General features: G+C 38.3%; 21 protein-coding genes. 1 reads left to right on the top strand and 20 read right to left on the bottom strand.

All coding sequences use genetic code 11. The annotated features are described in order from the left end of the window. Positions 1–220: 220 nt before the first annotated feature. On the top strand, positions 221–1903 hold the full coding sequence (locus EA772_RS06930) for an SUMF1/EgtB/PvdO family nonheme iron enzyme (protein ID WP_168187492.1): 1683 nt from the start codon (positions 221–223) through the stop codon (positions 1901–1903). Positions 1904–1967: 64 nt separating this feature from the next. Here EA772_RS06930 and EA772_RS06925 read toward each other — a convergent pair whose 3' ends face one another. From EA772_RS06925 to EA772_RS06830, 20 genes are all read right to left on the bottom strand, one after another. After that, positions 1968–2468, bottom strand: coding sequence for an acetyl-CoA carboxylase biotin carboxyl carrier protein subunit (locus EA772_RS06925; protein WP_124912044.1), 501 nt, complete (start codon positions 2466–2468; stop codon positions 1968–1970). Between the two features lie 2 nt (positions 2469–2470). Continuing rightward, positions 2471–3190: a DUF4159 domain-containing protein gene (locus EA772_RS06920; RefSeq protein WP_124912042.1), complete on the bottom strand. Its 720-nt coding sequence runs from the start codon at positions 3188–3190 to the stop codon at positions 2471–2473. After that, entirely contained in the window at positions 3187–3891 is a 705-nt protein-coding gene (locus EA772_RS06915) for a 16S rRNA (uracil(1498)-N(3))-methyltransferase (RefSeq protein ID WP_124912040.1), read from the bottom strand. Before EA772_RS06915 ends, EA772_RS06920 begins: the two co-directional genes overlap by 4 nt. 8 nt (positions 3892–3899) lie before the next feature. Then, positions 3900–5324, bottom strand: coding sequence for a hemolysin family protein (locus EA772_RS06910; protein WP_116168644.1), 1425 nt, complete (start codon positions 5322–5324; stop codon positions 3900–3902). After that, complete coding sequence (locus EA772_RS06905) at positions 5324–5875, bottom strand: inorganic diphosphatase (RefSeq protein WP_010602599.1); 552 nt, start codon at positions 5873–5875, stop codon at positions 5324–5326. The genes EA772_RS06910 and EA772_RS06905 overlap by 1 nt, the downstream gene beginning before the upstream one ends. 2 nt (positions 5876–5877) lie before the next feature. Beyond that, entirely contained in the window at positions 5878–6534 is a 657-nt protein-coding gene (locus tag EA772_RS06900; protein ID WP_010602598.1) for a DedA family protein, read from the bottom strand. Between the two features lie 48 nt (positions 6535–6582). Continuing rightward, positions 6583–7956: an NADH-quinone oxidoreductase subunit N gene (locus tag EA772_RS06895; protein ID WP_010602597.1), complete on the bottom strand. Its 1374-nt coding sequence runs from the start codon at positions 7954–7956 to the stop codon at positions 6583–6585. A gap of 3 nt (positions 7957–7959) precedes the next feature. Continuing rightward, positions 7960–9423, bottom strand: a complete 1464-nt coding sequence (locus tag EA772_RS06890; protein WP_124912038.1) for a NuoM family protein — start codon at positions 9421–9423, stop codon at positions 7960–7962. Positions 9424–9443: 20 nt separating this feature from the next. Beyond that, positions 9444–11345, bottom strand: a complete 1902-nt coding sequence (gene nuoL / locus EA772_RS06885) for an NADH-quinone oxidoreductase subunit L (RefSeq protein ID WP_371683161.1) — start codon at positions 11343–11345, stop codon at positions 9444–9446. Between the two features lie 13 nt (positions 11346–11358). Then, positions 11359–11688 carry an NADH-quinone oxidoreductase subunit NuoK gene (gene nuoK, locus EA772_RS06880; RefSeq protein ID WP_010601897.1) on the bottom strand — a complete coding sequence of 110 codons (330 nt, stop codon included), beginning with the start codon at positions 11686–11688 and terminating at the stop codon, positions 11359–11361. Continuing rightward, the gene (locus EA772_RS06875) at positions 11688–12191 is read right to left on the bottom strand and encodes an NADH-quinone oxidoreductase subunit J (protein ID WP_010601898.1); all 504 of its coding nucleotides are present in this window, start codon (positions 12189–12191) and stop codon (positions 11688–11690) included. The genes nuoK and EA772_RS06875 overlap by 1 nt, the downstream gene beginning before the upstream one ends. A gap of 113 nt (positions 12192–12304) precedes the next feature. Beyond that, on the bottom strand, positions 12305–12808 hold the full coding sequence (locus tag EA772_RS06870; protein WP_010601899.1) for an NADH-quinone oxidoreductase subunit I: 504 nt from the start codon (positions 12806–12808) through the stop codon (positions 12305–12307). Between the two features lie 2 nt (positions 12809–12810). Further along, positions 12811–13848, bottom strand: coding sequence for an NADH-quinone oxidoreductase subunit NuoH (gene nuoH, locus EA772_RS06865; RefSeq protein ID WP_010601900.1), 1038 nt, complete (start codon positions 13846–13848; stop codon positions 12811–12813). Continuing rightward, entirely contained in the window at positions 13848–14858 is a 1011-nt protein-coding gene (locus tag EA772_RS06860; protein WP_124912036.1) for a 2Fe-2S iron-sulfur cluster-binding protein, read from the bottom strand. Before EA772_RS06860 ends, nuoH begins: the two co-directional genes overlap by 1 nt. Before the next feature lie 167 nt (positions 14859–15025). Beyond that, positions 15026–16393 carry an NADH-quinone oxidoreductase subunit NuoF gene (nuoF, locus tag EA772_RS06855; RefSeq protein ID WP_116168648.1) on the bottom strand — a complete coding sequence of 456 codons (1368 nt, stop codon included), beginning with the start codon at positions 16391–16393 and terminating at the stop codon, positions 15026–15028. 74 nt (positions 16394–16467) lie between these two features. Continuing rightward, complete coding sequence (gene nuoE, locus EA772_RS06850) at positions 16468–16980, bottom strand: NAD(P)H-dependent oxidoreductase subunit E (protein WP_010601903.1); 513 nt, start codon at positions 16978–16980, stop codon at positions 16468–16470. Further along, positions 16973–18187, bottom strand: a complete 1215-nt coding sequence (locus EA772_RS06845) for an NADH-quinone oxidoreductase subunit D (protein ID WP_010601904.1) — start codon at positions 18185–18187, stop codon at positions 16973–16975. The genes nuoE and EA772_RS06845 overlap by 8 nt, the downstream gene beginning before the upstream one ends. Positions 18188–18192: 5 nt before the next feature. Beyond that, the gene (locus EA772_RS06840) at positions 18193–18693 is read right to left on the bottom strand and encodes an NADH-quinone oxidoreductase subunit C (protein WP_010601905.1); all 501 of its coding nucleotides are present in this window, start codon (positions 18691–18693) and stop codon (positions 18193–18195) included. Continuing rightward, positions 18693–19235 carry an NADH-quinone oxidoreductase subunit B gene (locus tag EA772_RS06835; protein ID WP_039472971.1) on the bottom strand — a complete coding sequence of 181 codons (543 nt, stop codon included), beginning with the start codon at positions 19233–19235 and terminating at the stop codon, positions 18693–18695. Before EA772_RS06835 ends, EA772_RS06840 begins: the two co-directional genes overlap by 1 nt. A gap of 148 nt (positions 19236–19383) precedes the next feature. Then, positions 19384–19755 carry an NADH-quinone oxidoreductase subunit A gene (locus EA772_RS06830; protein WP_010601907.1) on the bottom strand — a complete coding sequence of 124 codons (372 nt, stop codon included), beginning with the start codon at positions 19753–19755 and terminating at the stop codon, positions 19384–19386. Positions 19756–19768: the final 13 nt, after the last annotated feature.

Genomic DNA, 19768 nt, shown 5'->3' with positions numbered 1-19768 from the left:
CCATCACTTACAATTAATGAACCAATTATATCATGCTTGTTTTTAAGATTTTAACTAAAAAATGTATTAAAAGTTTAAAAGACACAATACGTCATAAAATAATACGTTAAGGGATAAAAATATAATCAGTATTTTATTGTCACAATATTTATATATTCATTTAAATTTGTTTAATTTTATCGGTTGAATAGTCATTGGGCGACTTTCTTTAGTATCATATATGAAAAAACTTATACTATATTCTTTTACTTGTTTGTCTTTAGCTGCACTGCTTACCGCTTGTAGCTCAAAAGGTGGAAACAGCTCCAGCAAAACAGGCGTTCCTTATGCGGATAGAAAGAGCAGGAACAACCAATCGGGAGCTTTTGCCGTTGCTACGCAGTATAAAAGAGCACCTGGACCAGGACTAGTGGCGATTGAAGGTGGGGTTTTGGTTGTAGGCGGAAGCGCAATCGAAGTTCCTGGTGTAGAACCAAACATTTACAACTACAAGAGACAGGTAACAGTTCCATCTTTTTATATGGATGAAACTGAAGTATCAAATACAGATTGGTTAGAATACTTACACTGGATTAGATATAACTTTCCCGAAGATCAGGAGTTTTATTACAATGAGTTACCTGACACTTTAGTTTGGAGAAGTGCGCTTTCATACAATGAGCCATACGTTGATAACTATTTACGTCATCCGGCTTACCGTGATTACCCTGTAGTAGGTGTTTCCTGGGAGCAGGCATCTCGCTACTGCCAATGGAGAACATCGCGGGCGAATGAATTTATTTTGCGTGAAAAAGGTATCTTAACAGATTACAGAACATTAGCCGGTGGAAATACAGGCCGTAATAACAATGCAGCAACTGCTGCTGCAACGCCAAGACCTGACAAGCCTTTTAACACAGATGCTTATTTGAATGGTCAGTATGATGACAAGGGTAGAAATGCTCCAATCGATTATAATACTAAAGCTGGTGCAGCGACAGGTACTGCAGGTGCTACTGCTGGTGGAAGAGGCAATAACCAACCAAGGAGAACTGCTACTCTGGAGGATGGGGTAATTATGCAGCCGTATCGCTTACCAACAGAAGCAGAATGGGAATATGCTGCATTAGGCTTAATTGGTAACACCGAATATGAAAATATCAACCAGAATAAAATTTACCCTTGGAACGGTTTAGGTGTTAGTTCAGCAAGTAAAAAAACAAGAGGTTTAATTCAAGCCAACTTCAAAAGAGCGCCTGGTGATTACATGGGTGTTGGCGGGTCATTGAATGATAAAGGTGATTTAACTGTTCCGGTGATTCAATATACGCCAAATGATTTTGGCTTATATAACATGGCTGGCAATGTAAATGAGTGGGTAAATGATGTTTACAGAACAGGAACATTTACGGATGCTGATGCCTTTAACCCTTATCGTGGTAACTATTTCGAAAATAAGAAACTCGATAACGCACAATCTGGAAAAATTGCCTTAGATAAATACGGCAATCCGATTAAAGAAAATGCTTATTCAGGCAGAAAACAAACCTGGGCTGAAAAGCAAGCACAAGCCAAACGTGCTGATTCAATTTCAAGATCAACAGATCCACAGAGTGTAACGGCATCTACCACTTATCAAGCCGATCAGAGAGGTTACAGAGACAGACAAAATCTTCTGTTAAATGAAGAAGGCGTTACCCTGATCAATGATAAATCACGCGTATATAAAGGTGGCTCATGGAATGATATGGCTTATTGGTTAAATCCTGCCACGAGACGTTTCCTGTCACAAGATGAATCATCAGCAGAAATTGGTTTCCGTTGTGCCATGACCATGTTAGGTGCGCCAGAAATCAGTACCGGTGGTAAAAGAAGTTTCAAAACTCCTCCTCCAAGACCATACAGAGTGAGCAGAGGTAAATAAATAAAAAAGTCCCAGTTCGAGAGAATTGGGACTTTTTTTTTACAATGGTTTTTGTAGAAAAGAATTATTTAAACTGTATCAGAATTTGATTCTTCTCCACCTTATCACCTTTTATAACCGCTATCTTCTTCACAATTCCATCGGTCGACGATTTTAGGATATTTTCCATCTTCATTGCTTCCAATATTAACAGACTGTCGCCTTTCTTCACTTCAGCATCTTCAGCAACCATTACGTTTAAAACCAACCCCGGCATAGGAGCCTTTATTTCGGTGATTTTATTGCTGACTAAAGTATCTAAGCCAAGTTGCTGCAGAAGCTGATCATACTGATCTTCAACACCTACCGAGTACACCGTTCCATTGACCTTGACTTGGCAAGTTTTCGCAGCTTTATCAATTGAGATTACTTCAGCATTATACGATTGATGTTTATAAAGCAAATGAGCAGTGCCATTGTCTAGCGCAGCTGAATCAATAAAAATCTCTTCACCGTTTATCTTCAAATTGTTTTTTTCAATCTCAATATCGAACTGAAACTGCTCGTTGACTTTTACTTTATACATAATTATTGTGTTAAAGCGTATTGTACCAAATTCGCACCCATTCTAAGCGCTTTGCTGCGTGTTTCCTGCGTATCCTCAGGATAGGTACCAAAGTCTTCCCAACCATTCCCTAAATCGCACTCAAAGGTGTAGTAGCACACAACTCTACCCTTATAAATCAATGCAAAACCCTGAGGTCGCTTGTTGTCGTGTTCATGAATTTTAGGTAAACCGCCCGGAAACTTAAATTTTTGATTATAGATGGCATGATTGGCAGGCAACTCAACGAAGTTAAGTTCCGGAAAAACCTTTTTCATTTGTGGCCTGATAAATTTATCTAAACCATAGTTGTCATCAATATGCAGAAACCCGCCACCAATTAAATATTGTCTTAAATTTTTCACATCCTGATCGCTGAAAACCACATTTCCATGCCCGGTCATGTAAACAAAAGGATAATTAAACAGTTCCTTTGATCCAACTTCAACAATGCTTTCCTCTGGATAAAAATTGGTTTTTAAATTGGAATTGCAGAAAGCAATCAGGTTAGGCAGCGCCGTTCGGTCAGCGTACCAGTCTCCACCTCCGTTATACTTTAGTTTCGCCATGCGATAAGAGGGAACGGTAAATGAAATAAGAATAAGGAGTAAGGAACAGGCAACAAAGAAAACCGACAATGAACGCAGTCGTTTTACCAATAATGAACCTAAAACTTTCAACTTATAACGTTCAACTCTTTTCATCGGTTAAGGTAATTGATTTCAAAACAAACAGACAATGCAGCGGTTTCGGTGCGCAATCTGTTATCTCCTAAAGTTAATGGTTTAAAGCCTTTGTTCAAAGCTGAATTAACTTCTTCAGGTGTGAAATCTCCTTCGGGGCCGATAAGCACTAAATATTTTTGATGAGGCATGACAAGTTCAGAGATGTACTTTTTTTCCTGATTGTCAATACAATGAGCAATTAACTTTTCTCCTTCGATAGAAGAGTTTAGAAATTTATTAAATGGAATTGATTCATTTAATATGGGGCGATAAGCTTTGATAGACTGTTTAACTGCAGAGGTGATTACTTTATTCAAACGATCTTCTTTCACTACTCTCCTTTCAGAACGATCAGTAATAATCGGCGTAATTTCGTCAATACCGAGTTCTGTCGCCTTTTCTAAAAACCACTCAATTCGGTCGATATTTTTTGTAGGTGCTACCGCGATATGCAGGTAATGATTTCGCTTATTGAATTCTGTTTCTACCTTAAGAATGGTCAGGCTTACCTTCTTTGGATTATCTGATGTAATCTCTGCGGTGTAAAAACCGCCTCTTCCATCAACCAGATTAACTAGAGCGCCTATAGGCAATCTCAATACCCTTACACAATGTTTACTCTCCTCTTCGTTAAGTGTGTAAATATTTTGAGTGATATCTGGCGTATAAAAAATATGCATTGTTGAGATTAGTGAATGTCAACCTGATCTTCTTTATTAAGAACCAATTCTAATTTAATGGTTTCGATGTTTTGTTCTGTTTTTTTAAGAATGGTGAACAGGTAACCGTATGACATGTTGCTCTCTCCCACCTCAGGAATACGCTCAAAAATATGCGAAACCAAGCCTCCAATGGTATCAAAGTCTTCGTCTTCAGGTAAGTCATGTGGCAAATATTCGTTCACGTCATATACGGTAGCAAATGCGTTGACGATAAATTCATTGTCAGAAACCTTTTCTACCAATGGTTTTTCCTCGTCATATTCATCCTGTATCTCACCAACTAATTCTTCCACAATATCTTCCAGAGTAACCATACCTGCTGTTCCACCGAATTCATCTAAAACAATAGCAATTTGAATGCGGTTGCTTTGCAACTCACTCATCAAATCATTTATCTTTTTCGTCTCCGTTACAAAATATGGTTTACGAATGATATCATTAAGCGTCCAGTGCTGATTACCTGATGCTACCAGCGGTAAGATATCTTTTGCATGGATAATCCCTACAATCTTATCCATAATCTCATCATATACCGGCAAACGGGAATAACCTTCTTTAATGATTTTATCAACAACTTCTTCTTTTACTGATGTAAGTTCGATGCCGGATATTTTGGTTCGCGGAACCATAATATTTTTCACCACACGTTCATTAAAATCAAAAACATTTTTGATTAACTCGTGCTCATTATTATCCAATGCCCCGCTTTCCTTTCCCTGATCCAATAGATACTGTAATTCTTCAGTACTGTGAAGCGATTCATGACCAGCTGAAGTATCGATGCCAAAAGGCTTTAAAATAACAGCAGCAAGACTGTTTAAAGTCCAGATGAACGGCCTAAAAACAACATAAAAGATTTGTAATGGAACAGAAACAAATAATGTTGTGGCAACCGGCCTCTGAATGGCGAAAGATTTAGGAGCCAGCTCACCAAATACAATATGCATTACGGTAATTAATGAGAAGGCAACGATGGTGGATGCAGTATGGATGGTTGCATCGCTGAAGCCCCATTCAAGGCTGTCAAATAAATTTTTAAAGATGGTATGCATTACACCTTCACCAACCCAACCCAGGCCAAGTGATGCAAGTGTAATACCAAGCTGTGTAGCCGCTAAATAACCATCCAGATTATGAATGATCGTTTTAGCCATTTTACCAACGCGGCTTCCTGTTTTTGCTTTAATTTCGATTTGAGATGCACGAACTTTCACAATAGCGAACTCTGCCGCAACGAAAAATCCATTCAGTAGCACTAAAAATAATGCTAGAAATAATCGCCAACCTACTGAAGTAGTATCTGGTTCTTCTAACGCAACCAAGATTAAATTGGTGGGCAATATTGCACTTAACTCTGTATTTAAAAACAAGCAGGCCGTGGGTAAATCCATTATGCTAATTCTCTAAATGTTGTATTGTAAAGTTCTATACTTTCTTTAATTACCTTATGTGCGTAACGAACTCCTAATAAATGTTCGATGGTTACGTTTTTACCTTCTAAAGCTTTATAATCCTGAAAGAAGCGAACAATCTCTTTCATCTGGTGTGGAGGTAACTGATCTAAATCATTGATATAATTTACAGACATATCATGTGCAGCAACTGCAATGATTTTATCATCCTGCTCGCCATTATCTACCATATGCATTACACCAACAACCTTCGCTTCAATTAATGTCATTGGATAAACATCAACAGAACAAAGCACCAAAATATCTAATGGATCTTTATCATCACAATATGTTTGAGGGATAAAGCCATAGTTAGCAGGGTACATTACTGATGAAAAAAGAACCCTGTCTAATTTGATTAGTCCTGATTCTTTATCTATTTCATATTTGGCTTTTGAGCCTTTTGGAATTTCAATGATTGCGTTAACTGTTTCTGGAAGGTTACTTCCTGGAGATACGCTATGCCATGCGTGGTTTTCTTCTTTTGCCATTTTTAATTTAAATCTGTCTTTTCCTCTTCAGAGCTATTCACTTTACTTTTCACAAAGGTAATCAATAAAGGGATAGTTGTGATAGCGATAAAGCCAATAATAATATATAATAAGTAATCGTTAATTTCTTTTTCAAATCTTCTGCCCAAAAAATAACCCAATAAAGTGAGCGAGCAAATCCATAGTATTGCACCAACAACATTATAAAAAGCAAATCGTTTGAAATCTAATTTTACTACGCCTGCAAAAATTGGAGCAAAGGTTCTTACGATTGGAACAAATCGCCCCATAATTAATGCAAAAGCTCCTTGTTTGTTGTAATAAGCCTCAGCAGCTTTCAAATATTTTTTTTTGAAAAAAAAACTATCTTTTCGGGTATACAATAAAGGCCCAGTCCGACGACCGAACCAATAACCTGTGAAATTACCAGATATTGCAGCAATACATAAACCTGCAAGTAAAACAGCAATGTTTACATCTAGCTTTCCCGTGGCTACAAACATGCCTGCCAGAAACAATAAATAATCACCTGGAAGGAAGAAACCGAAAAACAGACCTGTTTCTGCGTAGATCACAAACAGAACAAGATAGAAACCGCCCTCCCTCAATAATTTTTCGGGGTCAATTAAATGTTGTAGGTTAGTCCAGAAATCCTGCATATTTCAATTATTCGTAAAACTACAAATAATTATCTAACAAGTGTATACCTATATTAGGTTTAAAATGATTGCCGGATAAATACCCAAAATTAGTGTAATAGCCACCGAAACAGCCAAAACCACTTTGTATTGAGACGGGGTTGACAATTCAACTTCTGCCCCATCTTTAAACCAAACCGCAACGATCACCTTGAAATAATAGTAGAAACCAACTAAAGCATTTAAGATTGCAAAAGCAACCAATAGCATTTTGTATTCTCCCATTACGTTCAGGAACATCAAATATTTACCAATAAAACCTGCCGTTAAGGGAATACCTGCTAATGAAAGCATCGCAACAGTAAGCGATAAGGCAACCAAAGGATTCTTCTTTCCTAAGCCATTGAAGCTTTCAAAGCTATCGCTTCCTGTTTTTTGTTTAACAAGAATTAATACCGCAAATGCGATGATTGAAGCAAATGTATAAGCTGCGGCATAAACCAAAACACTGTTCTGAGAATTGGCACCAATTACTACTAATGAAAATAATAAGTAACCTGCATGAGATATACTTGAATAGGCTAACATTCTTTTGAAGTTCTTTTGGAACAAAGCCGTAACGTTGCCAATAAACAAAGTGATACAAACGATTACAATTAATGGTGCAACCCAGAAATCGTGAAGTGGTGCAAATGCGTCAGCAAATAATCTTAAGAAAGCTGCAAAGCCTGCTGTTTTAACAACAGTACTCATGAAAGTTGTAATCAATGTTGGCGAACCCTCGTAAACATCTGGTGTCCAGAAATGGAAAGGAGCAGCACCAACTTTAAAGCACAAGCCAATCATCATTAAAATAACACCAGGATAAAAAATTGGTGAGATTGCTTTGCTGTTATCTACTAAATAAGCTTGAATTTTATCTAAATCGAATGAACCAGATGCACCGTAAATTAATGTAATACCGAATAACAAGAAGCCAGTCGAGAAAGCTCCCATCAGGAAATATTTCAATGATGCCTCATTTGAAGCAAAATCCTTTTTACGAATACCCGCAAGAATATATAAACTTACCGACATGATTTCCAGCCCCACAAATAACATTGCCATGTTTTTGTATGATACCATCATAATCATCCCCGCAAGGGCAAAAAGAATTAAGGTATAATATTCGGCTACGTTATCGCTTTTGGCGTGAAAATAATTTTGTGTTAATAGGAAAATTAATAACGTTCCAACAATGCAGACACCTGAAAATGCCAATGCAAAATTATCAGTCTGCATCATGCCGAAGTGTACAGCATTGCCATTCCATGCAGCGGCAGTAAAGCCCAAAGCAGTAAGTAAGCCAACAACAGTAAGCGGTAATAATGCTTTTTTTGCTTTAAACAAACCTGCATAAAGAACAATAAAAGCGGTTATACTAATGGTTATAATAATATTCATTGCTTATTTTACTGATGTTAATTTTTGATTTACCTGTTCTAATAAATGTTGTACAGATGCCTCTGTTAAGTGCAATAATGGTTTCGGGTAAACCCCCAGAACAATGATTAAAGCACAGATAATATAAAGAACCAATTTCTCAGTTCCCTGAATGTCGGTAAAGGTGATGGTTAATTCGTTGGTTTTTCCGAGCATCACATTTTGGTACATCCGTAACATGTAAACCGCTCCAAAAATGATGGTTAATCCTGCAATAGCTGCAGCCCAGATTCCATAATTGTAAACGCCCATTAACAATAAGAATTCTCCGATAAAACCATTTGTTCCTGGTAAAGCTACCGTTCCTAAAACGATGATTAAGAAAACAATGGCCAATTGAGGTGCCGCTTTTGCAATGCCTCCCAACTCTTCAATTTTATTGGTTTTGGTACGAGAAAAGATAATATCTAATACGAAGAACAAACCAACAACATTAATTCCGTGACTTAACATTTGAACCATCGCTCCTTGCAAACCTTGCTGATTTAAGGCAAAAATACCTGCCGAAATTAAACCAACGTGAGCAATAGAAGAATAAGCCACTAAACGTTTTGCATCTTTCTGCGTAAAAGCAATCAGCGATGCATAAACTATTCCAATGATAGACAGAATCATCGCTAAGCAAGACCAATCCTGAACACCAGCAGGAACAATTGGCAACAACCATCTGATTACGCCATAAATACCCATTTTTAGCATAATACCCGAAAGTAACATAGTTCCTTGAGTCGGCGCTGCTGTATATGTATCAGGCTGCCAGGTATGGAAAGGAAAAATCGGCATCTTAATGGCAAAAGCGATGAAGAAAGCCCAGAAAATCCAACCTTGTTGTGCACTATCTAAATTCAGGGCATAAAATGCTTGAATTTCGAAATTGTTTGCAGGGTTTTGTAAATAGAGATAAATAATCCCCATCAGCATAAACAATGAACCCGCAATCGTGTAAACGAAGAATTTCATGTTAATGCGGATTCTATCTTTTCCTCCCCAGAATGCGCAGATGAAATAAATTGGAATCAACGCCGCTTCCCATCCAATGTAAAACAAGAAAGCATCCATTGCGGTAAACACCAACAATAAGCCAGTCTGCATGAACAAAATCAATGCATAAAAAGCCGCAGGATTTTTATAATCGTGTTTATAACTTGATAAAATGATAATCGGAATTAACAAATTTGTAAGCAATACGACCAGCATGCTAATACCATCGATACCGGCATGAAAACGAATGCCCAAATCTGCAATCCATGGCAGGTTTGCTTCAAACTGCGTAGTTGCATTTGGAATGAAGTTACAGGCGATGAACAAAGCCAGGCCTAAAGAAACCACCGAAATTACGGTAGAGACTATTTTAGCCGACTTACCTGCAAACGCCGTAATAATAGCACCTGCAAGCGGAAGAAATATAAGTAGTAAAAGTTGTTCCATTATTTATTTTTGAACCCTTTTTATATGTAATAAAATGTATAAGCAAGCAATGCAATGATACCAGCGACCATCATAAATATGTAGAAACCTACATTTCCACTCTGTAACAAACGAACACCTTTACTCGCCTCGTTTGTACTCCAGCCTAAACCGTTTACAATTCCATCGATGAATTTCGTGTCGATAATTCTGTAGAAAAATCTTGAAAAAGCATCTAATGGTTTTGTAATGATGAAATCGTAAATCTCATCTAAATAGAATTTATTGTATGATAATTTTGCCAGTGCTGAGCGTGGCGCCTCATCTGCTACAGGAACACGAGCACCTTTCACATATCTGGTATAAGCATACAATAATGCTACAATTGCCGCTACCACAGATACACCCATTAACGTAAATTCCGTTGAATGACTTAATTCTAATTCATGTTGTGCAACGCCAGCACCACTTAACCAGTGAGCCAGCCATTCGTTTCCACCGAAAACATGAGGAATGTTGATGGCCCCACCAATAGCAGCTAAAATTGCCAATATGATTAATGGAATCGTCATTGCTTTTGGCGATTCATGGACATGGCTTTCTTCGTGATGTGTACCTCTGTATTTTCCTGAGAAAGTAAGGAACATCATTCTGAACATATAAAACGAAGTTAAGAATGCCGTTAACACACCTACACCCCAAAGAATTGGACTTGCCTGGTATGCATTTGCTAAAATTTCATCTTTCGAGAAGAAACCTGAAAAAGGCGGTAAACCTGCAATCGCGATGGTTCCAATCATCATGGTTAAGAACGTAACGGGAAGTTTTTTCCTTAATCCACCCATGTGGCGCATATCTTGTTCGTGGTGCATCGCATGGATAACCGAACCAGCACCTAAAAATAATAAGGCTTTAAAGAATGCATGCGTTAACACGTGGAAGAATGAACCTGTATAAGCACCAACGCCCAAGCCTAAGAACATATATCCCAGTTGAGATACCGTTGAATAAGCCAATACCTTTTTAATATCAGTTTGCGTTAAAGCGATTATTGCTGCTACTAAAGCGGTAGTAATACCAACAATGGCAATGATATTTTGTGTAAGCGGTGCTAAATCGAACAACACACTCGACCGGGCAATCATATAAATACCTGCAGTTACCATCGTTGCTGCGTGGATTAATGCAGAAACTGGTGTTGGACCAGCCATCGCATCAGGCAACCAGGTAAATAGTGGCAACTGAGCTGATTTACCACAAGCACCAATAAACAAGAGCACTGTAATTAAAAACAAGATATTGTTACCAGGCAACATATTCGCCGCCTGAGGGAAAACTTTTGCAAATTCTACACTGCCGAAAGTAGTAAAGATTAGGAACACCCCTAATAAAAAGCCTAAATCTCCAATACGGTTCATTACAAATGCTTTTTTAGCTGCTGAAGCATAAGCACTGTTTGTGTACCAGAAACCGATTAAAAGGTATGAGCATAAACCTACACCCTCCCAACCGATAAACATCACGATATAGTTTGAACCCAATACTAATAATAGCATGAAGAACACAAACAGGTTAAGGTAGGAGAAAAATTTCCCGAAGCCCTCATCATCATGCATGTAGCTGGTAGAATATAAATGGATTAAGAAACCTATTCCAGTTATAATCAAAAGCATGATTGAACTTAATGGGTCAACCAGAAATGAAAGTGGAATATGCAATGCTCCTGCGCTAATCCAATCGAATAAAAATACTTCGTGAGATTTTTGTGTATCGCCTTGTAAACTAAAGAAAATAACTACGCTGATGATGAAAGAAGCTAAGATTACGCCACTTCCAATGATGCCAACAAGTCCTTTAGATAAAGATTTTCTGCCCAGTCCGTTAATTACAAACCCTAAAAAAGGAAGTAAAGGAACTAACCAAATCAATTGTTCTATTGTCATTCTTACTATATATTTACCACTTAAGGCGATTTAAAACATTAATATCTATCGACTTCGTATTTCTGTAAACCATTACGATAATCGCCAAACCAACTGCAACTTCAGCAGCAGCAAGCGCCATAATAAAGAATACGAAAACCTGTCCGGATGGGTCGTTGCTATGCACTGAGAAAGCTGTTAGTAACAAGTTAACTGCATTTAACATCAACTCAACCGACATAAAAATTACGATTGCATTTCTACGAGTTAACACGCCAATTACACCAATCGTGAAAATAATTGCACATAAATAGATGTAGTGATTTAGCGGAACGCCTGCCATTTGTGTAGTTAAATTTTCCATTATGCTTCTACCTCATCTCTTTTAGATAATAAAACGGCTCCCACCATTGCTGCCAATAGTAATAGAGATGATAATTCGAATGGTAATAAGAATGGGCCAAAAAGCTCCTTACCTAAGTTTTCAACTAAACCTAGTCCTGGGTTTTTTAAAATCAAAGGGCTGTTAATGCTTGCCGCTTTGAAAGAACCTACTAAAGTTACCACTAAACAACATCCGGCAATCACACCTACAATCTTAATTAGTGGTGATTTTACTGGTTCGGTTTCTTTATTTAAATTGAGAAGCATCAGTACGAATAAGAATAATACCATAATGGCTCCCATGTAAACAATGAAATTTACAACCGCTAAAAACTGCGCATTCAACAATACGTAATGTACCGTAAATGTGAAAAAGGTAAGAATTAAGTACAAAACGCTGTGGATTGGATTTTTTGCAAAAATCACCATCAGCGAAAAGATGATACTTAATGTGGCTACGAAATAGAATACTTGTGTACTCATTAATTTGTTATTTGTTTATTTGTTTCTTCGTTCAACATTGCGAAGCTCGAAGCAATCTCATTTTTATTGTCATCGCTTAGGTCCCGATTAATCGGGAGGCGCATTGGTAAAAATTATTTTTTCATTTCCAATGGAGCCTCAACCAATTTATCTTTTCCGTAAATGAAATCCTTACGTAGATAATCTGCAGGTACGATTGGTCCATCTAAATAAATTGCTTCTTTCGGACAAGCTTCTTCACATAATCCGCAGAAAATGCAACGCAACATATTAATTTCGTAAGTTGCTGCATATTTTTCTTCACGATATAGATGTTTTTCTTCCGGCTTACGTTCTGCTGCAATCATAGTAATTGCTTCAGCAGGGCAAGATAAAGCACACAAACCACAAGCTGTACAACGTTCTTTACCGTTCTCATCACGTTTAAGTGAGTGCATCCCTCTAAAGTTTGCAGAAAATTCACGTTCTACTTCCGGATATCTTACTGTAGCCTCTTTTTTGAATAAGTGGCTGATGGTAATGCCCATACCTTTTGCAATAGCAGGTAGATACATGCGTTCCATAAAGCTCAAGGGCTTTTGTTCCAGTACTTTTTTCTTATTACTTAATGATTCCATAATTAAAACTTCTCAATAATCGCAATCACAATTCCAGTTATTATAATGTTGGCAATAGCCAAAGGTATTAAACCTTTCCAACCCAAATTCATCAATTGGTCGTAACGGAAACGAGGGATTGTCCAACGTACCCACATGAAGAAAAAGATAAAGAAAACGATTTTCACAAAAAATACTCCAACACCAAAAAGAGGCGCCCAGGTTGGGCCAAGCAATGTTGCCATATAATCCATACCCGGGTAATTGTAACCACCAAAATATAATGTTGCCATTACTGCTGATGAAACAAACATATTGATATACTCAGCGAAAAGGTAAAAGCCTAACTTCATTGAAGAATATTCTGTATGGTAACCTCCGATTAACTCGGTTTCACACTCAGGTAAATCGAATGGTGCTCTATTAGTTTCGGCAAAAGAACAAACCATAAAAATTAAAAATCCTAATGGCTGATACAATACGTTCCATCTCCACCCATGTTGTTGATCTACAATTTCTTTTAAGCTTAAAGTATTAGTCATTAAAAGCAAAGCGATGATAGACAAACCCATTGCAATTTCATAACTGATATTTTGCGAAGCAGCACGGATAGCACTCAATAATGAATATTTATTATTTGATGCCCAGCCACCAATCATTACGCCATAAACACCTAACGAAACTACACCAAAGATGTAGAGTACACCAACGTTGATATCAGCAACCTGAAGCGGAACAATTTTACCGCCAATTTCCATCGGGCTTCCCCAGGGAATAACTGCCGTACCAATACAAGCACAAAGTAAAGCCAAGCCGGGTCCGACGATAAATAACCATTTGTTTGATGTGCTAGGAATAATCTCCTCTTTCATGAACATTTTCACGCCATCGGCGAGTGGTTGTAAAATACCAAAAGGACCAGCTCTATCCGGACCTAAACGGTCTTGAAGATAAGCTGCTACCTTACGCTCAGCATAGGTAGAATACATGGCAATTACCAAACTGATACCGAAAATTACCGCTACCAGAATAAATTTTTCTATGATAAAACCTGTATCCATTAGTATTTTACTGATTTATGTAACTCAATTTCATTTGCAGCCTGTAAAGCCTGATTAGGCTGAATCACATGCAAAGGTTTTAATGTTTCGTAATGGTTAGACGCGATAACAGATGTATCATCGATGTGTGTTGGCTGTTCGATTACCCAATCTGAAGTTGCCTTTTTATCAAAACGACAGGTATTACAGATAAATTCTTCTACCTCACCAAACTGGTCTTTACGAGCAGTAACACGTAAAACATCTTCTCCTTTATACCAAAGCGTTACTTTACCATTGCATTTTTCGTGGTCGCAATTGCGATGTGCATCAACTGGCTTGGTAAACCAAACACGATTTTTGAAACGGAAAGTTTTATCCGTTAAAGCACCAACCGGGCAAACATCAATCACATTTCCTGAGAAATCATTATCAACTGCTTGTTGGATATAGGTAGAAATTTCGGAGTGGTCGCCACGGTTTAAAATACCATGAACACGCTTGTTTGTAATCTGGTCGGCGGTAAAAACACAACGGTAACACAGAATACAACGATTCATGTGCAACTGAATTTTATCACCAATATCTATACGTTCGAAAGTACGGCGCTCAAACTCATAACGAGTTTTTTGCAAACCATGCTCATAACCTAAGTTTTGCAAATCGCATTCACCAGCCTGGTCGCAAACCGGGCAATCCAATGGGTGATTAATTAATAGAATTTCCACTACACCCGCACGTGCTTCCAAAACTTCTGGCGAAGTAATGTTTAACACTTCCATTCCATCCATTACGGTTGTACGGCAAGATGCAACCAATTTTGGCATCGGGCGTGGGTCTTTTTCCGAACCTTTCGTTACTTTAACAATACAGGTACGGCATTTACCACCACTGCCTTCTAACTTAGAATAATAGCACATAGCTGGCGGAACGATGTCACCTCCAATTTGCCTTGCAGCATTTAGGATAGTGGTTCCGTTATCAACCTCTACTGTTATTCCGTCTATCGTAACCTTAACTTTTTCACTCATGGTTAATGATAATCTTATTTTTTATGCTTTTTGCCGTAATTGCGAGGCACGAAGCAATCTAATTTCTTAATTCATCTATTGCATTAGGACTGCTTCATTCCTCGCAATGACGTGGTGTTTAAACGCTCACCCTGGCGGTGTGTCCTCACAGACCACGGTTTGTTAAACTATTTTTCCTCCGTTACCGGAGCTTTTTCTATTGGCGTAGCGTAATTTGCTAAACCATAATTTTGTTGTTGACTCTTAACTGGCTCTTTAATGTGCCATTCAAATTCATCTCTAAAATGGCGAATTGCACTTGCAACCGGCCATGCTGCAGCATCGCCTAATGGACAAATGGTATTCCCTTCAATTTTACGTTGAATATCCCAAAGCAAATCTACATCATCCATTGAACCATGACCATGCTCAATTTTGTGCAATACTTTTTCCATCCATCCGGTACCTTCACGGCATGGCGAACATTGTCCGCAACTCTCGTGATGATAAAAGCGAGAGAAATTCCAGGTATTACGAACAATACACTGGTCTTCATCAAAAGCAATAAAACCACCAGAGCCCATCATGGTTCCGGTAGCAAAACCACCTTCAGATAATGATTCGTAACTCATTAAGCGAGGTTCGCCATTGGCTAACTTCAAAGTTAAATTAGCGGGCAAAACCGGAACAGATGAACCACCTGCAACCGTTGCTTTCAACTTTTTGCCATTTGCAATACCACCGCAGTATTCATCAGAATAGATAAATTCCTCAACTGGTAAGCCTAATTCAATTTCATAAACACCTGGTTTTACTAAGTTTCCAGATGCTGATATTAACTTTGTACCTGTACTTCTACCGATACCAATTTTTGCATATTCATCGCCACCATCATTAATAATTGGCACCACTGCAGCAATAGACTCTACGTTATTTACTACCGTTGGGCAACCGTATAAACCTGCAATAGCTGGAAATGGTGGTTTAATTCTTGGATTACCTCTTTTACCTTCAAGTGATTCTAACAAAGCAGTTTCTTCACCACAAATGTAGGCACCGCCGCCCGGCTGAACATATAATTCTAAATCGTATCCCGTCCCTAAAATGTTTTTACCTAACCATCCGGCAGCTTTCGCTTCAGCAATTGCTTTTTCCAGAATGCGGATTTGAGGCATCATTTCTCCACGAACGTAGATGTAGGAAACCTTTGCGCCCAAAGCAAAACTTGAAACGATCATTCCCTCAATTAAAGCATGAGGAATGTAAGTCATCAGGTAACGGTCTTTGAAAGTTCCGGGCTCCGACTCATCCGCGTTGCAAACTAAATAGCGTGCAACTCCTTCTGGTTTTGCCAAAAAGCTCCATTTCATCCCGGTAGGGAAACCCGCACCACCACGACCGCGTAAGCCTGATTTCTTAACTTCTTCAACAATCTCTTCAGGTGTTAAAGTTTTAAGGGCTTTTTCCACGGCACGGTACCCACCTTTTTGGCGATAGACCTCAAGTGTATTGATGCCTGGTACGTTTATATGCTCAAGTAATAATTTGCGACTCATTTTTTATACCCCTAAATCCCCTAAAGGGGACTTTTCCCCTCGTTATCAAACTCCCCCTTCAGGGGGCCGGGGGGTTATTTATTTTTTAAATCTTCAATCAGTTTATCTACACTTTCCGTAGTCAGGTTTTCATAAAAAGTATATTCCGGGCTAATTTGCAACACCGGACCGAAGCCACATGCCGCTAAACATTCAACTCCTCTAAAGCTGAATAAACCATCTGCCGTAACTTCGCCTTCTTTAACACCTAACTTATTCTCTAAGTGGTCTAATATTTTTTCTGCACCTACCAGGCAGCAAGGGCCAGTACGACAAACCTCCAAAGCATATTTACCTTGTGGTTTTAAAAAGTACATGGTATAAAATGTTGCTACTTCGTAAACTTCAATCGGCTGAATGTTTAAATATTCAGCAACCTGATCCATTGCAGATGTAGGTACCCAAAGAAACTCCGCTTGTACCAAATGTAATAATGGTAATAGAGCTGATTTATGTTTCCCTTCAGGATAACGGCTTTTAACTTCATCAAATTTGGCAAGCAATTCTGACGAAAATTGTACAGGTGTTTGTTCTTCTACTTTAAGCATCTAATTCTCCTGCAATAATATTCATACTACTCATGTTGATAATGGCATCAGACAATAACATGCCTTCGCTCATTGGTGCAAACATTTGGTAATTTATAAAACTTGGTCTACGGAAGTGTAAACGATATGGTGTACGGCCGCCATCATTAATTAAATAGAAACCCAGCTCACCATTTCCACCTTCTACAGCGTGATAAACCTCTGCTTTTGGTGCATCAATCTCACCCATCACAATTTTAAAGTGATAGATTAAAGCTTCCATGTTATTGTAAACCTCTTGTTTCGGAGGAAGATAAAATTCAGGAACATCAGCATGAAAAATGCCTTTTTCTTCCGTTTTTAGCTTTACAAGGGCTTGCTCGATAATGCGAACACTTTGCCACATTTCTTCGTTACGCACTAAATATCTGTCGTAAATATCGCCACTTGTACCAACCGGAACTTCAAAATCGAAATCCTGATAAGAAGAATACGGATCACTCACTCGAACATCATAGTCTACACCTGTAGCACGTAAAAGCGGACCAGTCCAGCTGTATTCTAAAGCAGTTTCCTGAGTAACCTCAGCAACGCCAGCCGTTCTATCAATAAAGATACGGTTACGGGTTAAAAGGTTTTCAAACTCCTTTAATGCAACCGGGAACTCTTTTAAGAATTTATTAATTTTTGCAAATGCGATTTCATTGAAATCTCTCTCAAACCCTCCAATACGGCCAATGTTAGTGGTTAAACGGGCGCCACAAACTTCTTCAAAAATTTCGTAGATGTGCTCACGAAATTGGAACAGGTAAAGGAAAGTTGTTGTTGCTCCGGTGTCCTGACCGATGATCGTATTACAAATGATATGATCGGCAATACGGGAAAGTTCCATGATGATTACGCGAAGATAATCTACACGTTTTGGCATCTGGATGTTCAATAACTTTTCAACCGTCATGTGCCAGCCCATGTTATTGATAGGCGATGAACAATAATTTAAGCGATCGGTTAAAGGTGTAATTTGATAAAACGGGCGATGCTCGGCAATCTTTTCGAAAGCACGGTGAATGTACCCGATTGTAGAGACGCCGCTTACAATACGCTCGCCATCTAATTGCAAAACGTTTTGGAAAACGCCGTGGGTTGCAGGGTGTGTTGGACCTAAGTTTAAGGTTACCAGCTCACTTTGCGGGTCGTTATCTGTAAATACCGGATGGTTATGATTCATATAAATTACCTTCCAAAAAATTCGTCTTTTTTATCTACTCTATTTGGGTCTTCCAATGGATATTGCTTCAACATTGGGTGAACGCCTAAATCATCCATATTTAAGATACGGCGTAAATCAGGGTGACCTTCAAATTTAACCCCAAACAAATCATAGGTTTCACGCTCCATCCAGTTAGCACCTTTCCAAACAGTTGTTGCAGTCGGAATCGTTGGATTTTGCTCTGAAATAAATACTTTAATTCGAACCCTAACCTTTTCTACCATATTATGTAAATGGTAAACCACAGCAATACCATGGTCTTTACCAGGATAATGAACCGCCGTAATATCAGTAAGGAAATTGAATTTTAATTCTTCTTTAAGATGTGAAAGCACATTGATGATAACATCTTTGTAAGTCACAAACGTTAATAAACCATAAGGCTCAGAAACGGCGGTAACTTTTTCGCCAAACTTTTCAGTAAGCTTAACGTGGATGTTGTTATTTAGTGTCGTTTCTTCCATTATTTAATGCCGTATTGACCTAAAAGTTCTTTGTAATAATCAGAGTTTCTTCTTCTGCCAGATTCGTTCTTCACCAAATCCTGAATGCGCTGGAAACCATCTAAAATAGCTTCTGGTCTTGGCGGGCAACCCGGAACATAAACATCAACCGGAATAACTTCATCAATACCTTGAAGTACGGAGTAAGTGTCAAAAATACCACCACTACTTGCACAAGCTCCAACAGCCATTACCCAACGCGGCTCTGCCATTTGAATATAAACCTGCTTTAAAACAGGAGCCATCTTTTTAGCGATGGTACCCATAACCATTAAAACATCAGCCTGACGGGGAGAAAAACTTAAGCGCTCTGCACCAAATCGACCTAAATCGTAGTGAGAACCCATGGTTGCCATAAACTCAATTCCACAACAAGATGTTGCAAATGGTAGCGGCCATAATGAATTTGAACGAGCCAAACCTATCACCTTATCCAACGAAGTGGCAAAGTACCCAGGCCCTTCTGTTCCTGGAGGCGCATCAACTATATTAATTTCACTCATGTTTATAAACAAAAAATGCTCATCCCTTTGCAGAATGAGCAACAAATTTACAATATTTTAAAGGCAATTAAACTAGCTTAACTCGATTTAGAACCTTTCTAAATAAATAAAACAGCTTAACTAAGTGTAGATGGTACACGCTACGCTTTTAGTTCCAATCTAAAACTTTTTTCTTGATTACATAAATGAAACCTAGCAACAATGTTCCCATAAAAATGAACATTTCAATCATTCCATCCATTTTAAGCGCTCTAAAGTTAACAGCCCATGGATACATGAAAATTACCTCGATATCAAATAGCACAAAAAGAATGGCTACAACGAAATATTTAATTGAAAATGGCTGACGGGCATTACCAACACTTTTAACACCAGCCTCGAAAACCTCAAGCTTATCACTTGTTTTACGTTTCGGCCCTAAAAAGTGTGTTGCAACCAAAGTGGTTACTACAAAACCTAAGGCAACAATTACTTGAAATATTATTGGTAAAAAATCTATTGAGGTACTTTGCGCTTGCATAATTTTAATTTTC

This window comes from Pedobacter sp. G11 (assembly GCF_003860265.1).
GTDB classification, from domain to species: Bacteria; Bacteroidota; Bacteroidia; order Sphingobacteriales; family Sphingobacteriaceae; genus Pedobacter; species Pedobacter agri.
Note: the sequence above shows the minus strand (reverse complement) of the source record. Positions and strands in the feature narration are given on the sequence as shown.

Bases quoted from the DNA above. Each gene is read 5' to 3' on its own strand.
- nuoH (WP_010601900.1), bottom strand. From the start codon at position 13,848: ATGGATACAGGTTTTATCATAGAAAAATTTATTCTGGTAGCGGTAATT.
- EA772_RS06925 (WP_124912044.1), bottom strand. From the start codon at position 2,468: ATGTATAAAGTAAAAGTCAACGAGCAGTTTCAGTTCGATATTGAGATT.
- EA772_RS06870 (WP_010601899.1), bottom strand. From the start codon at position 12,808: ATGGAATCATTAAGTAATAAGAAAAAAGTACTGGAACAAAAGCCCTTG.
- EA772_RS06860 (WP_124912036.1), bottom strand. From the start codon at position 14,858: ATGAGTGAAAAAGTTAAGGTTACGATAGACGGAATAACAGTAGAGGTT.
- nuoL (WP_371683161.1), bottom strand. From the start codon at position 11,345: ATGACAATAGAACAATTGATTTGGTTAGTTCCTTTACTTCCTTTTTTA.
- EA772_RS06840 (WP_010601905.1), bottom strand. From the start codon at position 18,693: ATGGAAGAAACGACACTAAATAACAACATCCACGTTAAGCTTACTGAA.
- EA772_RS06830 (WP_010601907.1), bottom strand. From the start codon at position 19,755: ATGCAAGCGCAAAGTACCTCAATAGATTTTTTACCAATAATATTTCAA.
- EA772_RS06920 (WP_124912042.1), bottom strand. From the start codon at position 3,190: ATGAAAAGAGTTGAACGTTATAAGTTGAAAGTTTTAGGTTCATTATTG.
- EA772_RS06930 (WP_168187492.1), top strand. From the start codon at position 221: ATGAAAAAACTTATACTATATTCTTTTACTTGTTTGTCTTTAGCTGCA.
- EA772_RS06905 (WP_010602599.1), bottom strand. From the start codon at position 5,875: ATGGCAAAAGAAGAAAACCACGCATGGCATAGCGTATCTCCAGGAAGT.
- nuoF (WP_116168648.1), bottom strand. From the start codon at position 16,393: ATGAGTCGCAAATTATTACTTGAGCATATAAACGTACCAGGCATCAAT.
- nuoE (WP_010601903.1), bottom strand. From the start codon at position 16,980: ATGCTTAAAGTAGAAGAACAAACACCTGTACAATTTTCGTCAGAATTG.
- nuoK (WP_010601897.1), bottom strand. From the start codon at position 11,688: ATGGAAAATTTAACTACACAAATGGCAGGCGTTCCGCTAAATCACTAC.
- EA772_RS06895 (WP_010602597.1), bottom strand. From the start codon at position 7,956: ATGAATATTATTATAACCATTAGTATAACCGCTTTTATTGTTCTTTAT.
- EA772_RS06890 (WP_124912038.1), bottom strand. From the start codon at position 9,423: ATGGAACAACTTTTACTACTTATATTTCTTCCGCTTGCAGGTGCTATT.
- EA772_RS06900 (WP_010602598.1), bottom strand. From the start codon at position 6,534: ATGCAGGATTTCTGGACTAACCTACAACATTTAATTGACCCCGAAAAA.
- EA772_RS06845 (WP_010601904.1), bottom strand. From the start codon at position 18,187: ATGAATCATAACCATCCGGTATTTACAGATAACGACCCGCAAAGTGAG.
- EA772_RS06875 (WP_010601898.1), bottom strand. From the start codon at position 12,191: ATGAGTACACAAGTATTCTATTTCGTAGCCACATTAAGTATCATCTTT.
- EA772_RS06915 (WP_124912040.1), bottom strand. From the start codon at position 3,891: ATGCATATTTTTTATACGCCAGATATCACTCAAAATATTTACACACTT.
- EA772_RS06910 (WP_116168644.1), bottom strand. From the start codon at position 5,324: ATGGATTTACCCACGGCCTGCTTGTTTTTAAATACAGAGTTAAGTGCA.
- EA772_RS06835 (WP_039472971.1), bottom strand. From the start codon at position 19,235: ATGAGTGAAATTAATATAGTTGATGCGCCTCCAGGAACAGAAGGGCCT.